The 19345-nt window shown below is 65.1% G+C and carries 16 protein-coding genes and 1 tRNA gene; 7 read left to right on the plus strand and 10 right to left on the minus strand.

What is annotated here, in order from left to right:
- Positions 1–19 precede the first annotated feature (19 nt).
- The 4 genes from tig to DT070_RS19910 form a co-directional block, all read right to left on the minus strand.
- Positions 20–1330, minus strand: a complete 1311-nt coding sequence (gene tig, locus DT070_RS19895) for a trigger factor (RefSeq protein ID WP_122956960.1) — start codon at positions 1328–1330, stop codon at positions 20–22.
- Positions 1331–1445: 115 nt separating this feature from the next.
- Positions 1446–1532 (minus strand) — tRNA-Leu (locus tag DT070_RS19900).
- A gap of 119 nt (positions 1533–1651) precedes the next feature.
- Positions 1652–4894: an efflux RND transporter permease subunit gene (locus DT070_RS19905; protein WP_122956961.1), complete on the minus strand. Its 3243-nt coding sequence runs from the start codon at positions 4892–4894 to the stop codon at positions 1652–1654.
- A 7-nt stretch (positions 4895–4901) separates the two neighbouring features.
- On the minus strand, positions 4902–6101 hold the full coding sequence (locus DT070_RS19910) for an efflux RND transporter periplasmic adaptor subunit (protein ID WP_122956962.1): 1200 nt from the start codon (positions 6099–6101) through the stop codon (positions 4902–4904).
- A 145-nt stretch (positions 6102–6246) separates the two neighbouring features.
- On the opposite strand from DT070_RS19910, the gene hpnC reads away from it, so the two are divergent.
- The 4 genes from hpnC (at position 6247) to hpnE (ending at position 10100) form a co-directional block, all read left to right on the plus strand.
- A complete protein-coding gene (gene hpnC, locus DT070_RS19915; protein WP_122956963.1) occupies positions 6247–7119 on the plus strand; it encodes a squalene synthase HpnC in 873 nt (290 codons plus the stop codon).
- Positions 7120–7190: 71 nt separating this feature from the next.
- Positions 7191–7937 carry a hypothetical protein gene (locus tag DT070_RS19920; RefSeq protein ID WP_122956964.1) on the plus strand — a complete coding sequence of 249 codons (747 nt, stop codon included), beginning with the start codon at positions 7191–7193 and terminating at the stop codon, positions 7935–7937.
- A 39-nt stretch (positions 7938–7976) separates the two neighbouring features.
- A complete protein-coding gene (gene hpnD, locus DT070_RS19925) occupies positions 7977–8819 on the plus strand; it encodes a presqualene diphosphate synthase HpnD (RefSeq protein ID WP_122956965.1) in 843 nt (280 codons plus the stop codon).
- Positions 8820–10100 carry a hydroxysqualene dehydroxylase HpnE gene (gene hpnE / locus DT070_RS19930; RefSeq protein WP_122956966.1) on the plus strand — a complete coding sequence of 427 codons (1281 nt, stop codon included), beginning with the start codon at positions 8820–8822 and terminating at the stop codon, positions 10098–10100.
- 72 nt (positions 10101–10172) lie between these two features.
- Here hpnE and DT070_RS19935 read toward each other — a convergent pair whose 3' ends face one another.
- The gene (locus DT070_RS19935; protein ID WP_122956967.1) at positions 10173–10805 is read right to left on the minus strand and encodes a glutathione S-transferase family protein; all 633 of its coding nucleotides are present in this window, start codon (positions 10803–10805) and stop codon (positions 10173–10175) included.
- 41 nt (positions 10806–10846) lie between these two features.
- Entirely contained in the window at positions 10847–11542 is a 696-nt protein-coding gene (locus tag DT070_RS19940) for an HAD family hydrolase (protein ID WP_122956968.1), read from the minus strand.
- 33 nt (positions 11543–11575) lie between these two features.
- On the opposite strand from DT070_RS19940, the gene hemH reads away from it, so the two are divergent.
- Complete coding sequence (gene hemH / locus DT070_RS19945) at positions 11576–12709, plus strand: ferrochelatase (RefSeq protein ID WP_122956969.1); 1134 nt, start codon at positions 11576–11578, stop codon at positions 12707–12709.
- A 21-nt stretch (positions 12710–12730) separates the two neighbouring features.
- Here the strand turns inward: hemH and DT070_RS19950 are convergent, their stop codons facing one another.
- The 4 genes from DT070_RS19950 to DT070_RS19965 all read right to left on the minus strand — a co-directional run bounded on the left by DT070_RS19950 (position 12731) and on the right by DT070_RS19965 (position 16897).
- A complete protein-coding gene (locus DT070_RS19950; protein ID WP_122956970.1) occupies positions 12731–13723 on the minus strand; it encodes a tripartite tricarboxylate transporter substrate-binding protein in 993 nt (330 codons plus the stop codon).
- 115 nt (positions 13724–13838) lie between these two features.
- Positions 13839–15341 carry a tripartite tricarboxylate transporter permease gene (locus DT070_RS19955; protein WP_122956971.1) on the minus strand — a complete coding sequence of 501 codons (1503 nt, stop codon included), beginning with the start codon at positions 15339–15341 and terminating at the stop codon, positions 13839–13841.
- 1 nt (position 15342) lies between these two features.
- Complete coding sequence (locus DT070_RS19960) at positions 15343–15861, minus strand: tripartite tricarboxylate transporter TctB family protein (protein ID WP_122956972.1); 519 nt, start codon at positions 15859–15861, stop codon at positions 15343–15345.
- Positions 15862–15937: 76 nt separating this feature from the next.
- Positions 15938–16897, minus strand: coding sequence for a tripartite tricarboxylate transporter substrate binding protein (locus DT070_RS19965; protein WP_122956973.1), 960 nt, complete (start codon positions 16895–16897; stop codon positions 15938–15940).
- 218 nt (positions 16898–17115) lie between these two features.
- On the opposite strand from DT070_RS19965, the gene DT070_RS19970 reads away from it, so the two are divergent.
- Both DT070_RS19970 and DT070_RS19975 read left to right on the plus strand, forming a co-directional pair.
- Positions 17116–17826: a response regulator transcription factor gene (locus DT070_RS19970; protein WP_122956974.1), complete on the plus strand. Its 711-nt coding sequence runs from the start codon at positions 17116–17118 to the stop codon at positions 17824–17826.
- A 74-nt stretch (positions 17827–17900) separates the two neighbouring features.
- A complete protein-coding gene (locus DT070_RS19975) occupies positions 17901–19334 on the plus strand; it encodes a sensor histidine kinase (RefSeq protein ID WP_122956975.1) in 1434 nt (477 codons plus the stop codon).
- The last annotated feature ends 11 nt before the right edge of the window (positions 19335–19345 follow it).

The following is a 19345-nucleotide window of genomic DNA, read 5'->3' on the forward strand; positions in this document are numbered from 1 at the left end:
CAGGAAAGACCGGGAAGAATCAGTTCTGGCCCATCAGGTCGTCGAAGGAAATTGCCTTTTCGGTGACCTTGGCTTTGCCCAGGACGAAGTCGGTGACGTTGTTTTCGATCACGACAGCCTCGACTTCCGCCATGCGGCGGTTGTCGCTCAGGTACCAGCGCACCACGTCTTGCGGCTTCTCGTAGCTGGCGGCCAGCTCTTCGATGTGGGCCTTGAGCTGCTCGGGCTTGGCCTGCAGGTCGTTGGTGCGGACCAGTTCGGCCACCACCAGGCCCAGGCGCACGCGCTTTTCAGCCTGCGGGCGGAAGATTTCTTCAGGAATCGGCGCCTTGTCGGCGTCCTTGATGCCGCGCTGCTTGAGGTCGGCGCGCGCGCCTTCGATCATGCGGTCCAGTTCAGCTTGCACGCTGGACTTGGGCAGGTCGAGTTCGGCGTTGGCCACCAGCGCGTCCATCACCGCGTTTTTGTTGCGGGACAGCAAGCGGAACTTGACTTCGCGTTCGAGGTTTTTCTTGATGTCGGCGCGCAGGCCTTCCACCGTTGAGTCAGCGATGCCCAGGGACTTGGCCAGTGCTTCGTTGACTTCAGGCAGGTGTGCCGCTTCGATCTTTTTGACCGTGACCAGGAAGTCGGCCTGTTTGCCGGCGACGTCCTTGCCGTGGTAATCAGCGGGGAAGTTCAGCGGGAACGTCTTGCTTTCGCCGCTTTTCATGCCGCGCACGGCGTCTTCGAATTCCTTGAGCATCTGGCCGTCGCCGATCAGGAACTGGTAGTCCTCGGCCTTGCCGCCGGCGAAGGGTTCGCCGTCGATCTTGCCCTCGAAGTCGATGGTGGCACGGTCGCCGTCTTGCGCAGGCGCATCGGCTGCGCGCTGGGCGAAAGTACGGCGCTGTTTGCGCAGGATGTCCAGGGTCTTGTCGATGGCGGCATCGCTGACTTCAGCGCTGACCTTTTCGACTTCGGCGCCCGACAGGTCGGCGATCTTGACTTCCGGGTAGACCTCAAACACCGCGTCGAATGCGAGTTCGCCTTCAGGAGCGCCCTCTTTTTCGCTGATGCGGGGCTGGCCGGCAACGCGCAGTTTGGCTTCGTTGGCGGCCACGGCGAAGGCTTCACCGACCTTGTCGTTCATGACTTCGTAATGCACCGAATAGCCATAACGCTGGGCCACCACGTTCATGGGGACTTTGCCGGGACGGAAGCCGTCCATCTTGACCGTGCGGGCCAGCTTTTTCAGGCGGGTGTCGACTTCCGACTGGATGGTGTTGACGGGCAGCGTCAGCGTCATTTTGCGCTCGAGCTTTTCAAGGGTTTCAACAGTCACGGCCATGATGGTTTCCTAAGATCAAAAATAGTCAAAACAGGTTTTCACCTGGCAAGCTGCGGGCTTTGCCGCAACGGCTGAATGCATGGCGTGCGGCAAATGCCGCCCACAAGCCTCAGGGTGGTGCGCGGGGGGGGACTCGAACCCCCACACCATTGCTGGCGTCAGGACCTAAACCTGGTGCGTCTACCAATTTCGCCACCCGCGCGCCGGAAACAAAAACGGGAATCCGAAAAACCTCCGAATCCCCGCTTGAAATCGGTCAACTCTCTATTTTAGCCGTTATCGGGCCCGGTTTTTGCGTCCGGGGCCGGCGGCCAGAGAGAATCAGGCCGGCAATGGCTTTTCGCCCGTGTGGCGCTGAACTTCCAGCTTGTCACCCCGTTTGACACGGAACCACGCCGCATACATGGCCGGCAAAGCCAGCAGCGTCAGCACCGTCGCCACAATCAGGCCGCCCATGATGGCAACCGCCATCGGGCCCCAGAACACGCTGCGCGACAGCGGGATCATGGCCAGCACGGCGGCGGCAGCCGTCAGCACGATGGGCCGCAGCCGGCGCACGGCCGCCTCGACGATCGCGTCCCAGGTCGCCACGCCGCGAATGCGGTCCTGCTCGATCTGGTCGATCAGGATCACCGAGTTGCGGATGATCATGCCGAACAGCGCAATCACCCCCAGCAGCGCGACAAAACCGAACGGCCGGTTCAACACCAGAAGCGCGCCCGCCACACCGGCGATACCCATGAAGCCCGTCACAAAGGCGAGAATCGACCGGCTGAAACTGTGCAGTTGCAGCATCAGCAAGGTGAGCACGATAAAGAGCGCCACCGGCAGGCCAGCCACAATCGACGATGAGCCCTTGCTGCTTTCCTCTACCGCACCGGCCACCTGGATGCGGTAGCCCTGCATGCCTTTTTCCAGCCATTTGGCTTCCAGGGCCTTGAGTTTGGGCATCAGCTCCTGCGTCACCGTGGCGCCTTGCAGGCCTTCCACGATGTCGCTCTGCACCGTGATGGCGTAGTCGCGGTTTTCGCGCCACATGACGCCCGGTTCCCAGGTAAACACCGGCTTGGCGATTTGCGTCAGCGGAATCGACTTGCCCGACGCCGTAGGCAGGTAGGCGTTGCCGATGTCGGTGATCGCGTTGCGCTCGTCCAGCGGCTGGCGCAGCACGATGTCGATGAGCTTGTCGCCTTCACGGAACTGGCCCACGGGCGTTCCCGCCAGGATGGTGCGCGAGGCCTGTGCAATCGACTGGCTGGTCACGCCCAGCGTGCGCGCCTTGGCCTGGTCCACCTCCAGCCGCAGCACTTTCACCGATTCATTCCAGTTGTCGTTGACGCCGCGCGTGTTGCCGCTTTCGCGCATCACGGCCTTGACTTCATCGGCGCGCTCGCGCAGCACCAGCGGGTCGATGCCGACCACGCGGAACTGCACCGGGTAAGGCACCGGCGGGCCGTTGGGCAGCAGCTTGACGCGGCCGCGCACCTCGGGGAACTCGGTGGCCAGCAGGGCCGGCAGCTTGATGCGCAGGGACTCGCGCACCTTCAAATCCTTGGGCACCACAATCATCTGCGAGACGTTGGTCTGCGGAAAGACCTGGTCCAGCGGCAGGTAAAAGCGCGGCACGCCCGAGCCTATCCAGGTGCTGACCGTACTCACGCCCTCTTCCTTCATGAGGCGCGCCTCCACCCGTTTGGCCGTGGCCTCGTTGGCGGCGAAGGACGTCCCTTCCGGAAACCAGATGTCGACCATGATTTCAGGGCGGCTGGAGTCCGGGAAGAACTGCTGCTGCACCTTGCCCATGCCCACAATGCCCAGCACAAAGATCAGCACGGTGGCGCCTATCGTGAGCCAGCGGTGCTCCACGCACCAGTTCACGGTTTTGCGGAAGTTGCTGTAGAACGGGCTGTCGAACATCTCGTGCGGGCTGTCCTGGCCTGCGGCCACCTCCTGCACATGCGGCGGCACCTTCAAAAACAGGGTGCCCAGGTAAGGCACGAAGTACACCGAGACGATCCAGCTGAGCACCAGCGCAATCACCGTCACCGCAAAAATCGCAAACGTGTATTCACCCGTCGTGGATTTGGCCAGGCCGATGGGCAAAAAGCCCGTGGCCGTGATCAGCGTGCCCGTCAGCATGGGCATGGCGGTGATCTCATAGGCAAAGGTCGCGGCGCGCACCTTGTCGTAGCCCTCTTCCATTTTGCGCACCATCATCTCGACAGCGATGATGGCGTCGTCCACCAGCAAGCCCAGCGCGATGATGAGCGAGCCCAGCGAAATCTTGTGCAGGCCGATGCCGTAATACCACATGGCCAGGAAAGTCAGGCTCAGCACCAGCGGGATGGTGATGCCCACCACCAGCCCGGGCCGCATGTCGATGTAATAGCGCTTCCACAGCGGCAACTGGCCGGGGCCGTTGTGCGGCCGCTTGTGAAAGCCGAGCGCGATGAAACTCACCGCCAGCACGATCACCACGGCCTCGATCAGCACGCGCACGAATTCATTGACCGACGTGGAGACCGCCTTGGGCTGGTTCTGCACGTTCACCAGCTTGATGCCTGCCGGCAGGGTTTTCTCGATGCGCTCCGACAGCGCCGTGAGCGACTTGCCCAGCGCGATGATGTCGCCGCCCTTGCCCATGGATACACCCAGCGCAATCACTTCCTTGCCCTGGTGGTGCACCTTCACGGAAGGCGGATCCACATAACCGCGTTTGATGGTGGCGATGTCGCCCAGCTGCAGCTGGCTGCCGGAGCTGCCGCGTATCGGCATGACGCGCAATTGCTCAATGACTTCAAACTGGCCCGCCACGCGCACCTGCACCACGTCCAGCGGCGTCTGCACCGCCCCGGCCGACTCGATCGCGTTTTGCTGGCCCAGTTGCGCCAGCACCTGGTTCAAGTCCAGCCCCAGTTGCGCCAGGCGCTTCTGCGAAATTTCAATAAAGACTTTTTCGTCCTGCACGCCAAAAAGCTCGACCTTGCTCACGTCCGGCACGCGCAGCAGTTGCTGGCGCACGTCGTCGGCAAAGGTCTTGAGTTCGGCGTAATTGAAGCCGTCGGCTTCCAGCGCATAGATCACGCCATACACATCGCCGAAATCGTCATTAAAGAACGGCCCCTGGATGCCGCCCGGCAGTGTGCCGCGCATGTCGCCGACCTTTTTGCGCACCGAATACCAGACATTCGGCACGTCAGCCGGTTTGGACGAATCCTTGATCTGGAAAATGATCTGCGATTCGCCCGGCTTGGAGTAGCTGCGGATCTTGTCGGCGAACGGCACCTCCTGCAGCGTGCGCTCGATCTTGTCGGTGACCTGCTCGGCCACCTGTTGGGCCGTGGCGCCCGGCCAGTAGGTGCGCACCACCATGGCGCGAAAGGTGAAAGGCGGGTCTTCGTCCTGCCCGAGCTGGAAGTAGGACGCAAAGCCCAGGATCATCAGCACCAACAGCAGGTAGCGTGTGAGGTCCGGATGGTCCAGCGCCCATTTGGACAGGTTGAAACGGGTGGAAGGCGAAGCGAGTTCGCCGGCAGAGTGACTGTCGTGTTCAGCTTGCGTCATGCCGGCCTCACTTCGCGGCCGGAGCAGCGGATGCGGCCGATACCGCAGGTGAAGGGGCAGACGCGGCCGTCGGGGCGACCGACGACGTTGCTACAGAATTGATAGCGGTCTGTGCAGGCGTAGCACCGGCCAGGGCCACACTGGGCTGGTAAAAAGTCACTTTCTGCCCCGGCGAGAGCACATGCACGCCGGCGCTCACCACCAGCATTCCGGGCTGCAGACCGGACGCCACCACCACCTCGTTGCCGTCGGCCGTGGCGACCTGGATCGGTTGCGCCTTGATGGTCATCGTGGACTTGTCGACCACCCAGACAGCCGTGGCCTTGCCTTCCTGGCGCAAGGCCGTGGTCGGCAGCTTGATCACCGGCAGGCCGGCAATGCTGCCCGCCTCGGGTATCACCGACACCGTGGCGCCCAGCGGCGGGGGCTCTTTGGCATCTATCGACACCTTGACGGTGTAGGTGCGGGTGACCGGGTCGCTGCTCGCAGCCACTTCCCTGACCTTGCCGTCAAATTCGGTGCTTTGCGACCACAGGCGGATCTTCACCGCGGAGCCGGGCTTGATGTTGGCCACCTTGTCTTCCGGCACCGAGAACACCACGTCGCGCACGCCGTCGGCCGCGATGCGGACCACCGGCGTGCCGGCGGTAACGACCTGGCCGGGCTCGGCTTCAATCGCCGTCACGACACCCGATACATCGGCGACCAGCGACGCATAGGCGGCCTGGTTGCCCTGCACCGAGAACTGCGACTGCGCCTGTTCCAGCTGCGCCTGGGCCGACTTGAAGGTGGTTTCGCGGCGCTCCAATTCGGCGCCGCTGATGAAGTTTTGCTCTTTGAGTTCTTTGTAGCGCTTGAAGTCGGCGGCCGCCAGGTCGCGGTTTGTGGTGGCCGCGGCCACCTGGGCGCGGGCCGAATCGGCGGCCAGCCTGAGGTCCTGCGGATCCAGCTGGGCCAACACCTGCCCGGCCTTCACACGCTGGCCGAGCTCGGCCTGGCGCTTGATGATCTTGCCGCCGACCCGAAAGCCCAGCCGCGACTCGACCTGGGCTTTAACCTCGCCGGAATACTCGTGCACCGATGAGAACGCGTTGGTTCCCACAGTGATCACCTTGACGGCGCGGACCGGCTCCTCGGGTGGGGCGGATTTGGAACAGGCGGCCAGCAGGGCAGCGGCGCTCACCAGGGAGAAAACGGTTTTATTCATGGTCTGTTTCGGATGAAAACTCGGGCGGGCAGACGGAGCCAAGTCACTTAATAATGCCGTTGAAGCAGCTCCAGCGGATCGTTACTGACTGACCGGTTAGTAATCTAGGGTAATTGCCCATACTTGTCAAGCGACAATCGCCCGCATGACCCCAGGCCCCCACCAGCCCATTGCGACTCCCACCCCCGCGCCCGCATTCCAGGGTGTGTCGCACTATGAAAACTTCCCCGTGGCGTCGCTGCTGTGCCCGCCGCGGCTGCGCCCGCCCATCGCCGCCATTTACTGGTTTGCCCGCACCGCGGACGACATCGCCGACGAAGGCGACGCCCCGCCGCAAACCCGCCTGGACGACCTGGCGGCCTACCGCGCCGACCTGATGGCGACTGCGGCGGGCTTGCCGCCCTCACCGCGCTGGGCCGCGGTCTTTGGCCGGCTGCAACCCCAAATGGCGCAATTCGCGCTGCCGGTCAATTTGCTGGCCGATTTGCTCAGCGCGTTTGAGCAGGATGCCGTCAAGCAGCGCTATGCCGATGACGCTGAACTGGACGACTACTGCCGCCGCTCGGCCAACCCGGTCGGCCGGCTGCTGCTACACCTCTACGATATCCACGATGCCGCCTCACTGCAAATGAGCGACGACATTTGCACCGCCCTGCAACTGATCAACTTCTGGCAAGACCTGAGCGTGGACATCCCGCGCGGGCGCATCTACCTGCCGGCCGACGCCTGGGCCCGCCATGGCGTGGACGAAGCCCAGTTGCTGGCGTTGAGCGTCAACCCGGCCACTATCAATTTGATAGCAGAATGCACAGAATCCACAAGGGCCAGGATGCTAAAAGGCTCTCAACTGGCAAAACGGATTCCGGGCCGCGGCGGCTGGGAGCTGCGACTGGTGGTGCAAGGCGGCCTGCGCATCCTGGACAAGATCGAGGCGCAGGGCTTTAACACCCTGCAGCGCCGTCCCAAGCTCGGCCCCTGGGACGTGCTGGTGATGGGCTGGCGTGCACTCTGGATGTAGGGACTTCGCCGCGCCAAGGCCCACGACCAGCGCTACTGGATAGATAACAAGCAAAAACATCAGGGAAGTACATGGCAACGCCACAGGCTGCACAGACAAGCCGGCCACCTTCGGCCACCTACCGCGTGCTGGTGTGGGGCCTGCTCCTTTTTTGCATCAGCCTGGCGCTGGTCGGCGGTGTCGTCGCAGAGCAGGTCATGGCCGCGCTCAACTGCCAGTACCGCGCCGACCCCAGAACCGGTTCCTGCTCCTTCCTGCAGCATGCCCTGGCCTCCGGCTTTGCGCCTTTCCTGTCGGCCGAGACGCCGCTGGACTACCCCTTCATGCTGCTGCGTAATTTCTGGGGCCTTATCCTGGTCTGGCTGGCCGCCATCGCCTGGAGCCGCCATGCCTGGTTAAACCCCCGCCAGGCGCCGGCCACGCGGCGTGCGCCTGTGCCGACAGCTATTTCCCTGCAACAAGGCTTGCACAAGGTCCTGCACGCCAGCTTCTGGATTTTGCTGGTCGGGCTCATCGCGTTTTGCATCGCTTTCGGCACGCCCTTCCTGAGCACCTGGCTGGCACGCGAAATACTGCAGACGCTGGGATGCAGCCCCGGAAGCTTTGACCCGCTGGTCTCGGCCTGCATGTCGAAGCTGGGCTTCTGGACGCCCCGGCTGCAGCCCTTCCTGCTGCCCTTCCTGGGCCAGCTGGGCTCACCGCTCTGGCTCTTCTGGCAATTTGGCGATGTGCTGGTTTACTGGTTCGCCCTCACTGCGCTTGTGCTGGCCTTGAAGGTCTACGTTGCAAGCCGCATCGCTGTCACCAAAGTCTCCTGACATGGGTGCGGGCCTCAACTCCCATGGGACAATTGCCGCATGACGCCTGAGCAGTATGTCCAGCAAAAAGCCGCCGCATCCGGCAGCAGTTTTTATTACGCCTTCCTGTTTTTACCCAAAGAGCGGCGCGCCGCCATCACCGCCTTCTACGCCTTTTGCCGCGAGATCGACGATGTGGTGGACGAGGTCACCGACCCCGGCGTCGCACGCACCAAGCTGGCCTGGTGGCACAGCGAAGTGCTCAAGTCCTATGCCGGGCAGCCGACGCACCCGGTCATGAAAGCGCTGATGCCGCTGGCCGCCACCTACCGCATCGAGGCCCGCCACCTGCAGGCTGTCATCGACGGCTGCCAGATGGACCTGGAGCAAAACCGGTACCTCGACTTTCCCGGCCTCAGGCAGTATTGCCACCTGGTGGCCGGCATTGTGGGCGAGGTGGCTGCGCGCATCTTCGGTCAGACGGACGAGGCCACTACCGCCTACGCGCACAAACTGGGCCTGGCTTTCCAGCTGACCAACATCATCCGCGACGTGGGCGAAGACGCGATGCGCGGGCGCATTTACTTGCCCGTCAACGAGTTGCAGCAGTTTGACGTGAAGGCGCATGAGATTTTGAAGCGCCAATACTCCGACCGTTTCACCGCGCTGATGAAGTTCCAGACCGACCGCGCGCTGGCGCTGTACGACGAAGCACTGGCCATGCTGCCCGAGACCGACCGCCGCGCGCAAAAGCCCGGCCTCATGATGGCCAGCATCTACCGCACGCTGCTGCGCGAAATCGCCGCCGACGGCTACCAGGTGCTGCACCAGCGCGTGAGCCTCACGCCGCTGCGCAAGTTCTGGCTGGCGTGGAAAACTCAGGCCTTCGGCAGGGTTGTCTAAATGAGGGTTGCCGTCATAGGCGCCGGCTGGGCCGGCTGCGCGGCTGCCGTGGAGGCCACGCGCCTGGGCTACCAGACCACGCTGTTTGAAACCACGCGCATCCCCGGCGGGCGCGCCCGGCGCGTGGGTGCCACGGTGTCCGGCCAGTCCGTCGCCCTCGACAACGGCCAGCACATCCTGATCGGCGCTTACGCCGAAACACTGCGCCTGATGAGGGACCTGGGGGTTGATCCCGACACCGCGCTGCTGCGGATGCCGCTGACGCTGCAGTTCCCGGACGGCAGCGGGCTGAAGCTGCCCAACCTGCCGGCGCCGCTGGACGCGCTGGCCGGCATCATCCTGGCCAACGGCTGGTCGCTGGCCGACAAGTTCTCCATGCTCAAGGTCGCGGTGGGCTGGCAGCTCAAAAAATTCCAGTGCGAGCCCCACCAGTCGGTGGCCGACCTGTGCCGCGGCCTGGCGCCCGGCGCGATGGCGGCGCTGATCGAGCCCCTGTGCGTGTCGGCGCTGAACACGCCGGCCGAACGCGCCAGCGGCCAGGTGTTTTTGCGTGTGATGCACGACTCCCTTTTTTCTGAAAGCGGCGGCTCCAACCTGCTGCTGCCGCGCACCGACCTCAGCGCCCTGCTGCCCGACGCGGCGCTGGCATGGCTGACCGCACAAGGCGGTACACCACGGCTGGGCGCCCGCGTGCAGTCCATGGCGCCGATCGGCTCCAGCTGGGTGGTGACCACCGATGTCAGCGCCGCATTCGACTGTGTGGTGCTCGCCTGCCCGCCGCATGAGGCGGCAAGGCTGGTCGAAGGCAGCGGCGTGACCGCCGACAGCTGGCTGGCCCAGGCCAACGGCTTGCAGCACGAGGCCTTGACCACCGTCTATGCCTGGGCGCCCGAAGCGCGGCTGGAGCAACCCATGCTGGCCCTGCCGGCCGAGCCCGGCGAGCCGGCGCAATTTGTGTTTGACCGCGGGCAACTGGGCGGCCCGGCCGGCCTGCTGGCCTTTGTCATCAGCGCCAGCACGGGCGACGGCGCCGCGCTGACCGCGCAGGTGCTGGCGCAGGCCAAGGCGCAACTCTGGCACCTGGGCATGGGCCCGCTGCAAGCGGTGCAAACCATTGTTGAAAAACGTGCCACCTTTGCCTGCACGCCCGGCTTGCAACGCCCCGGCACCGATGTGGCGCCCGGCCTCTGGGCCTGCGGCGACTACATCGAGGGGCCCTACCCCGCCACGCTGGAAGGCGCTGTGCGCTCGGGGCTGGAGGCAGCCCGGCGTTTGCACTGAACAGGGAGCGGCCTCGTTCAGCCCTGGTTTGCTATCAAATAGATAGCTACATGCCAAGGCAGCGACTGGGCTTCAGGCACTTTTTGCCAATAAACGCACCGTGCGGTAAGCCGGGCGCGAAAGGCAGCGTTTGAGCCATTCGTCCACCCGCGGGCATTGCGCCATCAGGCTGGCGGCGCCCTGCACCCAGGCCAGGACAGAGGCCACACAAATGTCGGCCGCCGTGAAGCGCTCACCGGCCAGGTAGGGGCGGCCCTGCAGGTGCTGGTCCAGCACGCGCAGCGGCGTCAACAGGTGCCGCTCGGCATCGTCGGCCAGCTGCGGCTTGCGGCGGTCGGCCGGCATCATGATGCGGTGCATCAAAAACGCCAGCGCGTCTTTTTCGCACTCGGTCACCACCCAGAAACTCCAGCGCAGGATCTCGGCCTGCTCCGCATGGTTTTGCGCGGCGAGCAGCGGCGCATCCGGCGTCTTGAAACGCTCGGCCAGGTAGAGCACGCAGGCCATGGACTCCCACACCAGCACGCCGTCGTCGTCCACCACCGGGATGCGGCCGTTCGGGTTGATGGCGAGGAACTCAGGCGTGCGCGTGGCCCCGCCGGCGTAAGGCAGCGGGATGTGTTCGTGGGTCAGGCCCATTTCGTGAACCAGCCAGAGCGGGCGCGCCGCGCGCGAGGCTGCTGTACCGTAGATCTTGACTGTCATGAAAAGCCCCTTATGAAAAGACCCTGGGCACGCTGTCAGTTTCAGCGCGGGAACAAATCACACAGCTCGGTCAGCGTGGCCACCGTCTCGTGCGGCACGGCCGGGTGGGCCCACAGCTGATCGGAGCGGTTCACCCACACCGTCTGCATGCCGCAGTTGAGCGCGCCCAGCACATCGAGCGTCGCATCGTCGCCCACATGCAGCACTTCGGTGGGCAGCACGTCCACCGCACCGGCGGCCGCATGAAAGATGCGCGGGTCCGGCTTGCCCACACCGAACTGCTGGGCGCTGATGTTGGCCTTGAAGTAGCTGTCGATGCCGATGCGCTTGATGTCGGCGTTGCCGTTGGACACCGCCACCAGCGGGTAGCGGCCGGACAAAAACTCCAGCGCGAACACGGCGTCTTCAAAAAGCGTGACCTTGTTGCGCGCCGCGTAAAAAACGTCGAACGCGGGCTCGGCCAGCAAGGGGTCTTCACGTGAGCGGTAAAGGGCCAGCCGGATCGCCTCGCGGCGTATCGCGCTGAGGTTGTATTTGAGTTCGGGGCGCGAGCGGGTGACGTGCTCGCGGATCTCATGCCGTGCCGCCGGGTTGGAAAACAAGGCCGCCGTCATGGGCGCGTGCCGGCTGAGCCAGTCGTCCAGTGCTTTTTCGGCCTTTTCTATGGCGGGCCAGATGGGCCACAAAGTGTCATCGAGGTCGAGCGAGATGGCTTTAATGGTAGTCAGGTCAAGCATAGGCAGGATCAATGGGATAAGCGAGAATAACCCATGTCTTTTCGCTCTCGCCTCCTCACGCCTTTCAATCCTGAGCCCCCCTTCTCCCATGGCGCGCCGCCGGCCGGGCCTTCCAGTTCCCCCGCCACTGCCGTCCTGCTGTGCAACCTCGGCACACCCGACGAGCCCACGGCGCCGGCCCTGCGCCGCTACCTCGCCGAATTCCTGAGCGACCCGCGTGTGGTCGAGATTCCCAAGCCGCTGTGGTGGCTGATCCTGCACGGCATCATCCTGCGCGTGCGGCCCAAAAAGTCGGCCGCCAAATACGCCAGCATCTGGATGAAGGAAGGCTCGCCGCTGCGGGTCTGGACGCAAAAGCAGGCGGTGATGCTCAAGGGCTACCTGGCGGTGCGCGGCCAGCCAGTGGAGGTCCGCTACGCCATGCGCTACGGCAACCCGTCCATCGCCTCCCAGCTCGACCAGCTCAAGGCCGACGGCGTGACGCGGGTGCTCATCCTGCCGGCCTACCCGCAATACAGCGGCACCACCACCGCCAGCGTGTTTGACGCGGTGTACACCTGGGCCGCGCGCATCCGCCGCATCCCCGAGTTCCGCTTCGTCAACCACTACCACGACCATGCCGGCTACATCGCCGCGCTGGCAGCGCGCGTGCGCGAGCACTGGCGCACGCAGGGCCGCGCGGAGCAGCTGGTCATGAGCTTTCACGGCGTGCCTGAACGCACGCTCAAACTCGGCGACCCCTACCACTGCGAGTGCTACAAGACCGCCCGCCTGCTGGCCAACCAGTTGGGCCTGGAGCCCACGCACTACAAGGTGACCTTCCAGTCGCGCTTCGGCAAGGCCAAATGGCTGGAACCCTACACCGAGCCCACGCTGGTGGCCATGGCCCAGGCCGGCGTGAAGAAAGTCGACGTGATCTGCCCGGGCTTTACCGGCGACTGCCTGGAAACGCTGGAAGAAATCAGCATGGAAGCGCGTGAGGCTTTCCTGCATGCGGGCGGCGCGGAGTTCCGCTACATCCCCTGCCTGAACGACAGCCACGAATGGATCGCCGGGCTGGCCGATGTGGCGCAGCAGCACCTGGCGGGCTGGCCTGCGGAGCAGGCCGACGCCAAGGCGCTGGCGGCATCGCGTGAACGGGCTATTGCCCTGGGCGCCACACGATAAGAGAAAGAGAAGCGCGGCGGGTCAAGCTTTCAGCTTGAGCAACTGCACCATCAACTGCGTCGTCTTCGAGTCAAAGTCAATGAAGTTGGCCAGGTCCGGCCCTGACAGCCAGGACTGCTCCCAGTAAGCTTGCTTGAGGGTCTTCTTCCACAGCTCATACGCCAGCGACGCCTTCACCGCCTCCACCATCTCGGCCTGGCGCGCGGCCGGCACGCCCTGGCCGGTGAACACGGCGCGCCAGCTAGTGATGTCCACGTCCACGCCCTGCTCCCGCACCGAGCGCACGCCGTAAGCCGTCTTCTTGGCCGCCACGCCCACGGCGCGCAGCTTGCCGCTGGCCAGTTCCGCGCTGAAGGTGCTGTAACCCGCAATGCCGATAGCCGCCTTGCCGCCGGTCACGGCATCCACCAGCTCAAAGTTGCGCGTAAAGGGCAGGTAGACCGCGTCTTCAGGGCGGTTGCCGGCCGCCTTGGCCAGCAGGCCGGCGAAGACGTGGTCTGCGCCGCCCACCGCACCGATGGCCATCGGCATCAGCTTGGGGTTGCCGCGCAGGCGCTCGACCAGCTCGTTGATGGTCTTGATGGGGGATGCGGCCGCCACCACCACAACCGGGTAGTCGCTGACCAGCCGCGCCACGGGCTTGACCCTGGTGAGGTCGACGGCAGGCTTTTGAAGCGCCAGCGAACCGACCAGGTTGCTGTCGCCCATGAAGAAGGTCGTGGGGTCGGCGTTGTACTTCTGCACATACCAGGCCAGGCCGGCGGTGCCGCCTGCGCCTTCCTTGTTTTCGTACTCGATCTCGTCGGCCAGGCCCTGGCCCACCAGGGCATCGCCCAGCGCGCGGCCGGCTTCATCGAGTGCGGTGCGCGTCATGGCGGGGATCACGATGCGCAGCTTGGGCGCGAGTTTTTTGGGCGCGGGCTGGGCCCAGGCCGGTGCGGCCATGCCGCCCAGTGTGGCCACACCCAGGCCGGCGAATCCGCCGAGAAGCTTGCGTCGCTGGATAGTCGGCATGATTTCCCTCCTGCCTCATGGTTTTGTGCTTTTCAGGGACTGGATCGTTTATTCATCCAGTCCCTGCCCGTGCGGGGGAGCAGCATTTTCCATGCCATCGATACGGGCTCCGCGATCAGCCCGCCGTTTTTCTGGCCGTGAAGAACTTCACCAGGCGCGGCAGCACCAGCACCGCCACCACGATCACGACCAGCGTGATCGACATCGGCCGCTGCAGGAACACCATCGCGCTGCCCTCGCCGATGGACACCGCATTGCGCAGTTGCGCTTCGGCCAGCGGGCCGAGGATCATGCCGACCACCACCGGGGCCGTCGGGAAATCAAAGCGGCGCATCAACACGCCGAGCAGGCCGATGCCGTAGAGCAGGAACAGGTCAAACGCACTTTGGCGCATGCCGTAGGCGCCTACCGTCGCGAAGATCAAAATGCCCGCATACAGCTGCGGCTTCGGGATCTTCAGCAGCTTGACCCACAGGCCCACCATCGGCAGGTTCAGCACCAGCAGCATCACGTTGCCGATGTAGAGCGAGGCAATCAGCGCCCACACCAGCGCGGCGGAGGTGGTGAACAGCTGCGGCCCGGGCTGGATGCCGTAGTTCTGGAAGGCGCCCAGCAAAATCGCGGTGGTGTTGGAAGTCGGGATGCCCAGTGTGAGCAGCGGAATCAGCGCCGCCGTCACGGTGGCGTTGTTGGCGGCCTCAGGCCCGGCCACGCCTTCGATGGCGCCCTTGGTGCCGAACTCGGCCTTGATGTCGGGGCTGGCCAGTTTCTTTTCGGTCGCGTAGCTCAGGAAGGTCGGGATCTCGGTGCCGCCGGCCGGGATGCAGCCGAAGGGCGTGCCGATGGCGGTGCCGCGCAGCCAGGCGGGGATCGAGCGCTTCCAGTCCGCCCGGGTCATGTGCACGCGGCTGAGCTTGTTCTGGTCTTCCACCGTTTTGCCCTCGTAGAGCACGGCGTACAGCACTTCAGCCACCGCAAAGAGGCCGACGGCCACCAGCACGATTTCAATCCCGTCGAGCAGTTCCGGAATGCCGCCGGTGTAGCGGCCCTGGCCCGAGATCTGGTCCAGGCCCACGCAACCGGCGGCCAGGCCGACCAGCAGCGCCGTCATGCCGCGCAGCGTGCTTTTGCCCAGCACCGCGCTCACCGTGGTAAAGGCCAGCAGCATCAGCAGGAAATATTCCGGCGGGCCGAGCTTGACGGCGAACTCCGCGACAAAGGGCGCAAACAGCGTGACGATCACGGTGGCGATGGTGCCCGCCACAAACGAGCCGATGGCCGCCGTGGCCAGCGCCGCGCCGGCGCGCCCGCTCTTGGCCATCTTGTTGCCTTCCATCGCGGTGACCATGCTGGCCGTCTCGCCGGGCGTGTTCAACAGGATGGAGGTGGTTGAGCCGCCGTACATGGCGCCGTAGTAAATGCCCGAGAAAAAAATCATCGAGGCCGTGATGTCGACCTTGGCGGTGATGGGCAGCAGCATGGCCACCGCTACCGCCGGGCCTATGCCGGGCAGCACGCCCACGGCCGTGCCGAGGGCGCAGCCGACCAGACACCAGATCAGGTTGGCTGGGGTGATGGCTGTGGCGAAACCCGCCATGAGGGCATTAAAAATGTCCATGTCAGATCCACCCCGTTGATGTCAGGCCCGGCAGGTTGATCGCCAGGAATTTGGTGAACATCCAGAACACGGGCGCCGCAATCGCCAGGCCCACCAGGAAGTCGGTGACCCAGGTGCGCGGCGCATTGACAGCCGTCTGGCCGCCCGCGCGGCGCAGGCCTTGCACCGCCAGCAGGTAGCACAGCGTGCAGCTCAGGATGAAGCCCAGGGTGGTGATCAGCGCCGCATTGAGCAGCAGGCCCGCCGACACCCAGACAAAGCCCGGCCAATAGGCCTGGGCTGCACCGGGTGGCGGGTCCAGCTCGCGAAAACCGCCGCTTTGCGCCTCCCAGATGATCCAGGCGCCGCAAATGGTGAGCCCTACAGACACCAGCCAGGGCAGGAAGTTGGGCCCGACGCCGCCATAGCCAGCTTCAGACGAAATGCCGATGGCGCCGAAGCCGAGCGCCAGGCCGGTCAGCAGCACGCCGGCGCCGACCAGGGTTTGCGGCCAGACGGCCGGGGGATTTGAAGTTGTCATTGTTTTGATTCCCGTAAGGCTTGGGACAACGTGGGGCGGCCCGGCGAAAGCGCTCGGGCCCGGGTCGGTCCACGGCTCAGACCATGCCGGACTTGACCATGGTGGCGCGCAGCGCGGCAAAGTCGTCGTCGACGAATTTGGCAAACGCGTCGCCCGACAGCACGGCGGGCGTCCAGTCGTTCTTCTTGACGGCCTCGGCCCAGGCCGGCGACTTGAGCGCCGCCAGCACCATGTCGGTCAGGGCCTTGCGCTGCTCGGCCGTGATGCCGGGCGCGCCGTACACGCCGCGCCAGTTGCCGATTTCAACGTCGATGCCCTGCTCCTTGAGCGTGGGCACATCCACGCCCTCCAGGCGTTTGCCCGACGTGACGGCGATGGCGCGCATCTTGCCGGCCTTGATGTATTCGGCGAACTCGCTGTAGCCGCTGCCGCCCACCGAGACGTTGCCGCCCAGGATGGCCGCCGTGGCCTCACCGCCGCCGCGAAAGGCGACGTAGTTGATCTTGGACGGGTCGGCGCCGACCTTCTGCGCGATCATGGCCGCCGCGATGTGCTCGGTGGAGCCGCGCGAGCCGCCGCCCCACTTCACGCTGCCGGGGTCTTTCTTGAGCTGCTCGACCACGTCCTTCATGGTCTTGAAGGGCGAATTGGCGGGCAGCACAAAGACGTTGTATTCGCTCGAGAGCCGGGCGATCGGCGTGGCCTGCGACAGGCTGACCGGCGGCTTGCCGGTGATCAGGCCGCCCAGCATCACGGCGCCCATCACCATCAGCGCATTGGGGTCGCCCTTGGAGCCGTTGACGAACTGGGCCAGGCCCAGCGCGCCGGCGGCGCCGCCCTTGTTGTCGTAGGTCACGGTGTCGGCCACCTTGGCGTCCGTCAGCGCCTTGCCCAGCGCGCGGCCGGTGGTGTCCCAGCCGCCGCCGGGGTTGGCCGGGATCATCATTTTGACGTTGGCGGCCGCAAAGGCCGACAGGGGAAAGGCACCGGTTGCGGCCAGGGCCGCCATGGATTTGAGGAAGGTATCGCGACGCATGAAGATGTCTCCTGTTGGAATACGCGCATGGCAGGCGCATGGGCGCTTGGGGCTGATAACCTGCCTATCATGCACCCGCTGCCTGTCAAACGGCTGTCCGGCCGGACTGGGGAAAGTGCTAATGTCTGGGCCTCCTGACGCCTTCCTTGCCCGCACCCTTGTTGCATCCTTGCTGCATCCTTACCAACGTCTGTTAACACTGCGTTGCAAACCCTCACATGACACCCGCCGTGAAGCTGCTGCTGATAGAAGACGACGCCTCGATGCAGGCGGCGCTGCAGCGCGCGCTGGGCCGGCGCGGCATGGAGGTGGTTGTCTGCGCCGACGGGCGCCAGGCGCTGGCGCAATGGACGGCCACGCAGCCGGACGTGGTGGTGCTGGACCTGACGCTGCCCGGCCTGGACGGCCTGCAGGTGCTGGAGCAGGCGCGCGGCCAGGGCCTGACCACGCCGGTGCTCATCCTCACCGCCCGCGGCACCGTGGGCGACCGCATCATCGGCCTGAACACCGGCGCCGACGACTACCTGCCCAAACCCTTCGACCTGGACGAGCTGGAGGCCCGGCTGCGCGCCCTGAGCCGCCGCCGCCCGGCGCCGGGAACAGGTACAGGGACAGGCACCGAATCGGGCTCCAGCCCAATAACCGTAGGGAGTTTGCGCTATGAAAAAGATAGCGGCGCGATTTACCACCGCGACGAAGTGCTGGAGCTCACGCCGCGCGAGCTGACCCTGCTGCAGTCGCTGATCAGCAAGCCCGGCCACGCGGTGTCCAAAGAGCGGCTGTTCGAACTGGTGTTTCCCGGCGAGGTTGACGTGCAATATGAAGCGGTGGAAGTGGTGGTCTACCGTCTGCGCAAAAAGCTGGCCCACACCGGCGTGACGCTGGTCACGCTGCGCGGTTTGGGCTACTTGCTGAAGGTGACGGCATGAGTTCCGAGACACCGGAGACCGAATTGGGCGATCAATTTTCCGCCGGGCCGCCCCAAGGAAACGAGCCCCGGAGCATGGGGGAACGGGGCAGCGCATTACACGAAGTGAAAAGCGCGGGGGCAATATCGCTTAGGCGGTATTTATTGACCGGCATCCTGCTGCCCGTCGGCGTGCTAATCATCGTGAACACCGCCAGTCTCTACCGCCAGGCGCTCTCCGCGGTGAACACCGCGTACGACCGCACGTTGCTGGCGTCGGCCAAATCCATCGGCGAGCAACTGGGCGTGACGGGCTACGACGAGCAATCAGAGCTGCGCGTGACCGTACCCTACGCCGCGCTGGAGGCGTTTGAGGCCGACAACCAGAGCCGGCTGTTCTACCGGGTGTCCAGCCTGGACGGCAAGATGATTTCAGGTTTTGCGCAGCTGCCTTTCTGGCGCGGCAAGATTCCCATGCGCCCGCCCTACTCGGCGCTGGTCGACTTTTACGACGACGAGTTTCGCGAGCAGCCCGTGCGCGTGGCCGTGCTGCTGCAGCCGGTGGCCAGCTCCAACGGCCGCGCCATGGCGGTGATCCAGGTGGCCGAAACGCTGGAGCTGCGCCAGACGCTGGCGCGCAAGATCCTTTTTGACACCCTGTGGCGCCAGGCCGTGCTGCTGGCGGTGATCGCCATGGTGGTCGTGGTCGTGGTGCAGCGCGCCACACGGCCGGTGCGCCGGCTCAGCGCTGAATTGCAGGCGCGCCACGAGGGCGACCTGACGCCGATTGCCGCCGCCGATGCACCGCGCGAACTGCTGCCGCTCATCGAGGCCACCAACCAGGTGATGGGCCGGCTGCAGCACCTGCTGGACCACCAGAAACGTTTTGTGCGCGACGCGGCGCACCAGTTGCGCACGCCGCTGGCGGTGCTCAAGGTGCAGGTGCAGTCCGCGCTGCGCGGCGACATGGACGCGCAGGGCGCGCTCGCCGAAGTCAACCAGACGGTCGACCGCGCCACCGTGCTGGCCAACCAGATGCTGGCGCTGGCCAAGGTCGAGCAATTGCGCCAGCAGGCTGACCTCAAAGCCATCGACCTGGCGCAGATCGTGCGCGCCGTCGCGCTGGATGTCGCGCCGCTGATCGCCGACAAAGACATCGACTTCGAGATTGAAACCGTGCCGGCGCTGGTGACCTCGCACGAGTGGATGCTGGGCGAGCTCACCCGCAACCTGCTGCACAACGCCATCAAGCACACACCCGCCGGCGGCACGCTGTCGGTGCGCATCGTGCGCGACGCCAGCTACGTCGCCCTGACCGTCAGCGACAGCGGGCCGGGTATATCGGCCGAGCTGGCGGCGCGGCTGTACCAGCCGTTTTCAGCCGGCAATGTGCGCCACGGCTCCGGCCTGGGCCTGGCCATCTGCCGCGAGATCACCGAGGCCATGCATGGCGGCATTTCGCTGGAAAACCGGGTGGTGCATGGCCGGGTCACCGGCCTGGACGCGACCGTCCGCCTGCCCGCGACGTGAGCTTGAGGCGG

Origin of the sequence: Polaromonas sp. SP1 (assembly GCF_003711205.1) — a bacterium.
Lineage (GTDB): Bacteria > Pseudomonadota > Gammaproteobacteria > Burkholderiales > Burkholderiaceae_C > Polaromonas.

Bases quoted from the DNA above. Each gene is read 5' to 3' on its own strand.
- tig (WP_122956960.1), bottom strand. From the start codon at position 1,330: ATGGCCGTGACTGTTGAAACCCTTGAAAAGCTCGAGCGCAAAATGACG.
- DT070_RS19905 (WP_122956961.1), bottom strand. From the start codon at position 4,894: ATGACGCAAGCTGAACACGACAGTCACTCTGCCGGCGAACTCGCTTCG.
- DT070_RS19910 (WP_122956962.1), bottom strand. From the start codon at position 6,101: ATGAATAAAACCGTTTTCTCCCTGGTGAGCGCCGCTGCCCTGCTGGCC.
- hpnC (WP_122956963.1), top strand. From the start codon at position 6,247: ATGACCCCAGGCCCCCACCAGCCCATTGCGACTCCCACCCCCGCGCCC.
- DT070_RS19920 (WP_122956964.1), top strand. From the start codon at position 7,191: ATGGCAACGCCACAGGCTGCACAGACAAGCCGGCCACCTTCGGCCACC.
- hpnD (WP_122956965.1), top strand. From the start codon at position 7,977: ATGACGCCTGAGCAGTATGTCCAGCAAAAAGCCGCCGCATCCGGCAGC.
- hpnE (WP_122956966.1), top strand. From the start codon at position 8,820: ATGAGGGTTGCCGTCATAGGCGCCGGCTGGGCCGGCTGCGCGGCTGCC.
- DT070_RS19935 (WP_122956967.1), bottom strand. From the start codon at position 10,805: ATGACAGTCAAGATCTACGGTACAGCAGCCTCGCGCGCGGCGCGCCCG.
- DT070_RS19940 (WP_122956968.1), bottom strand. From the start codon at position 11,542: ATGCTTGACCTGACTACCATTAAAGCCATCTCGCTCGACCTCGATGAC.
- hemH (WP_122956969.1), top strand. From the start codon at position 11,576: ATGTCTTTTCGCTCTCGCCTCCTCACGCCTTTCAATCCTGAGCCCCCC.
- DT070_RS19950 (WP_122956970.1), bottom strand. From the start codon at position 13,723: ATGCCGACTATCCAGCGACGCAAGCTTCTCGGCGGATTCGCCGGCCTG.
- DT070_RS19955 (WP_122956971.1), bottom strand. From the start codon at position 15,341: ATGGACATTTTTAATGCCCTCATGGCGGGTTTCGCCACAGCCATCACC.
- DT070_RS19960 (WP_122956972.1), bottom strand. From the start codon at position 15,861: ATGACAACTTCAAATCCCCCGGCCGTCTGGCCGCAAACCCTGGTCGGC.
- DT070_RS19965 (WP_122956973.1), bottom strand. From the start codon at position 16,897: ATGCGTCGCGATACCTTCCTCAAATCCATGGCGGCCCTGGCCGCAACC.
- DT070_RS19970 (WP_122956974.1), top strand. From the start codon at position 17,116: ATGACACCCGCCGTGAAGCTGCTGCTGATAGAAGACGACGCCTCGATG.
- DT070_RS19975 (WP_122956975.1), top strand. From the start codon at position 17,901: ATGGGGGAACGGGGCAGCGCATTACACGAAGTGAAAAGCGCGGGGGCA.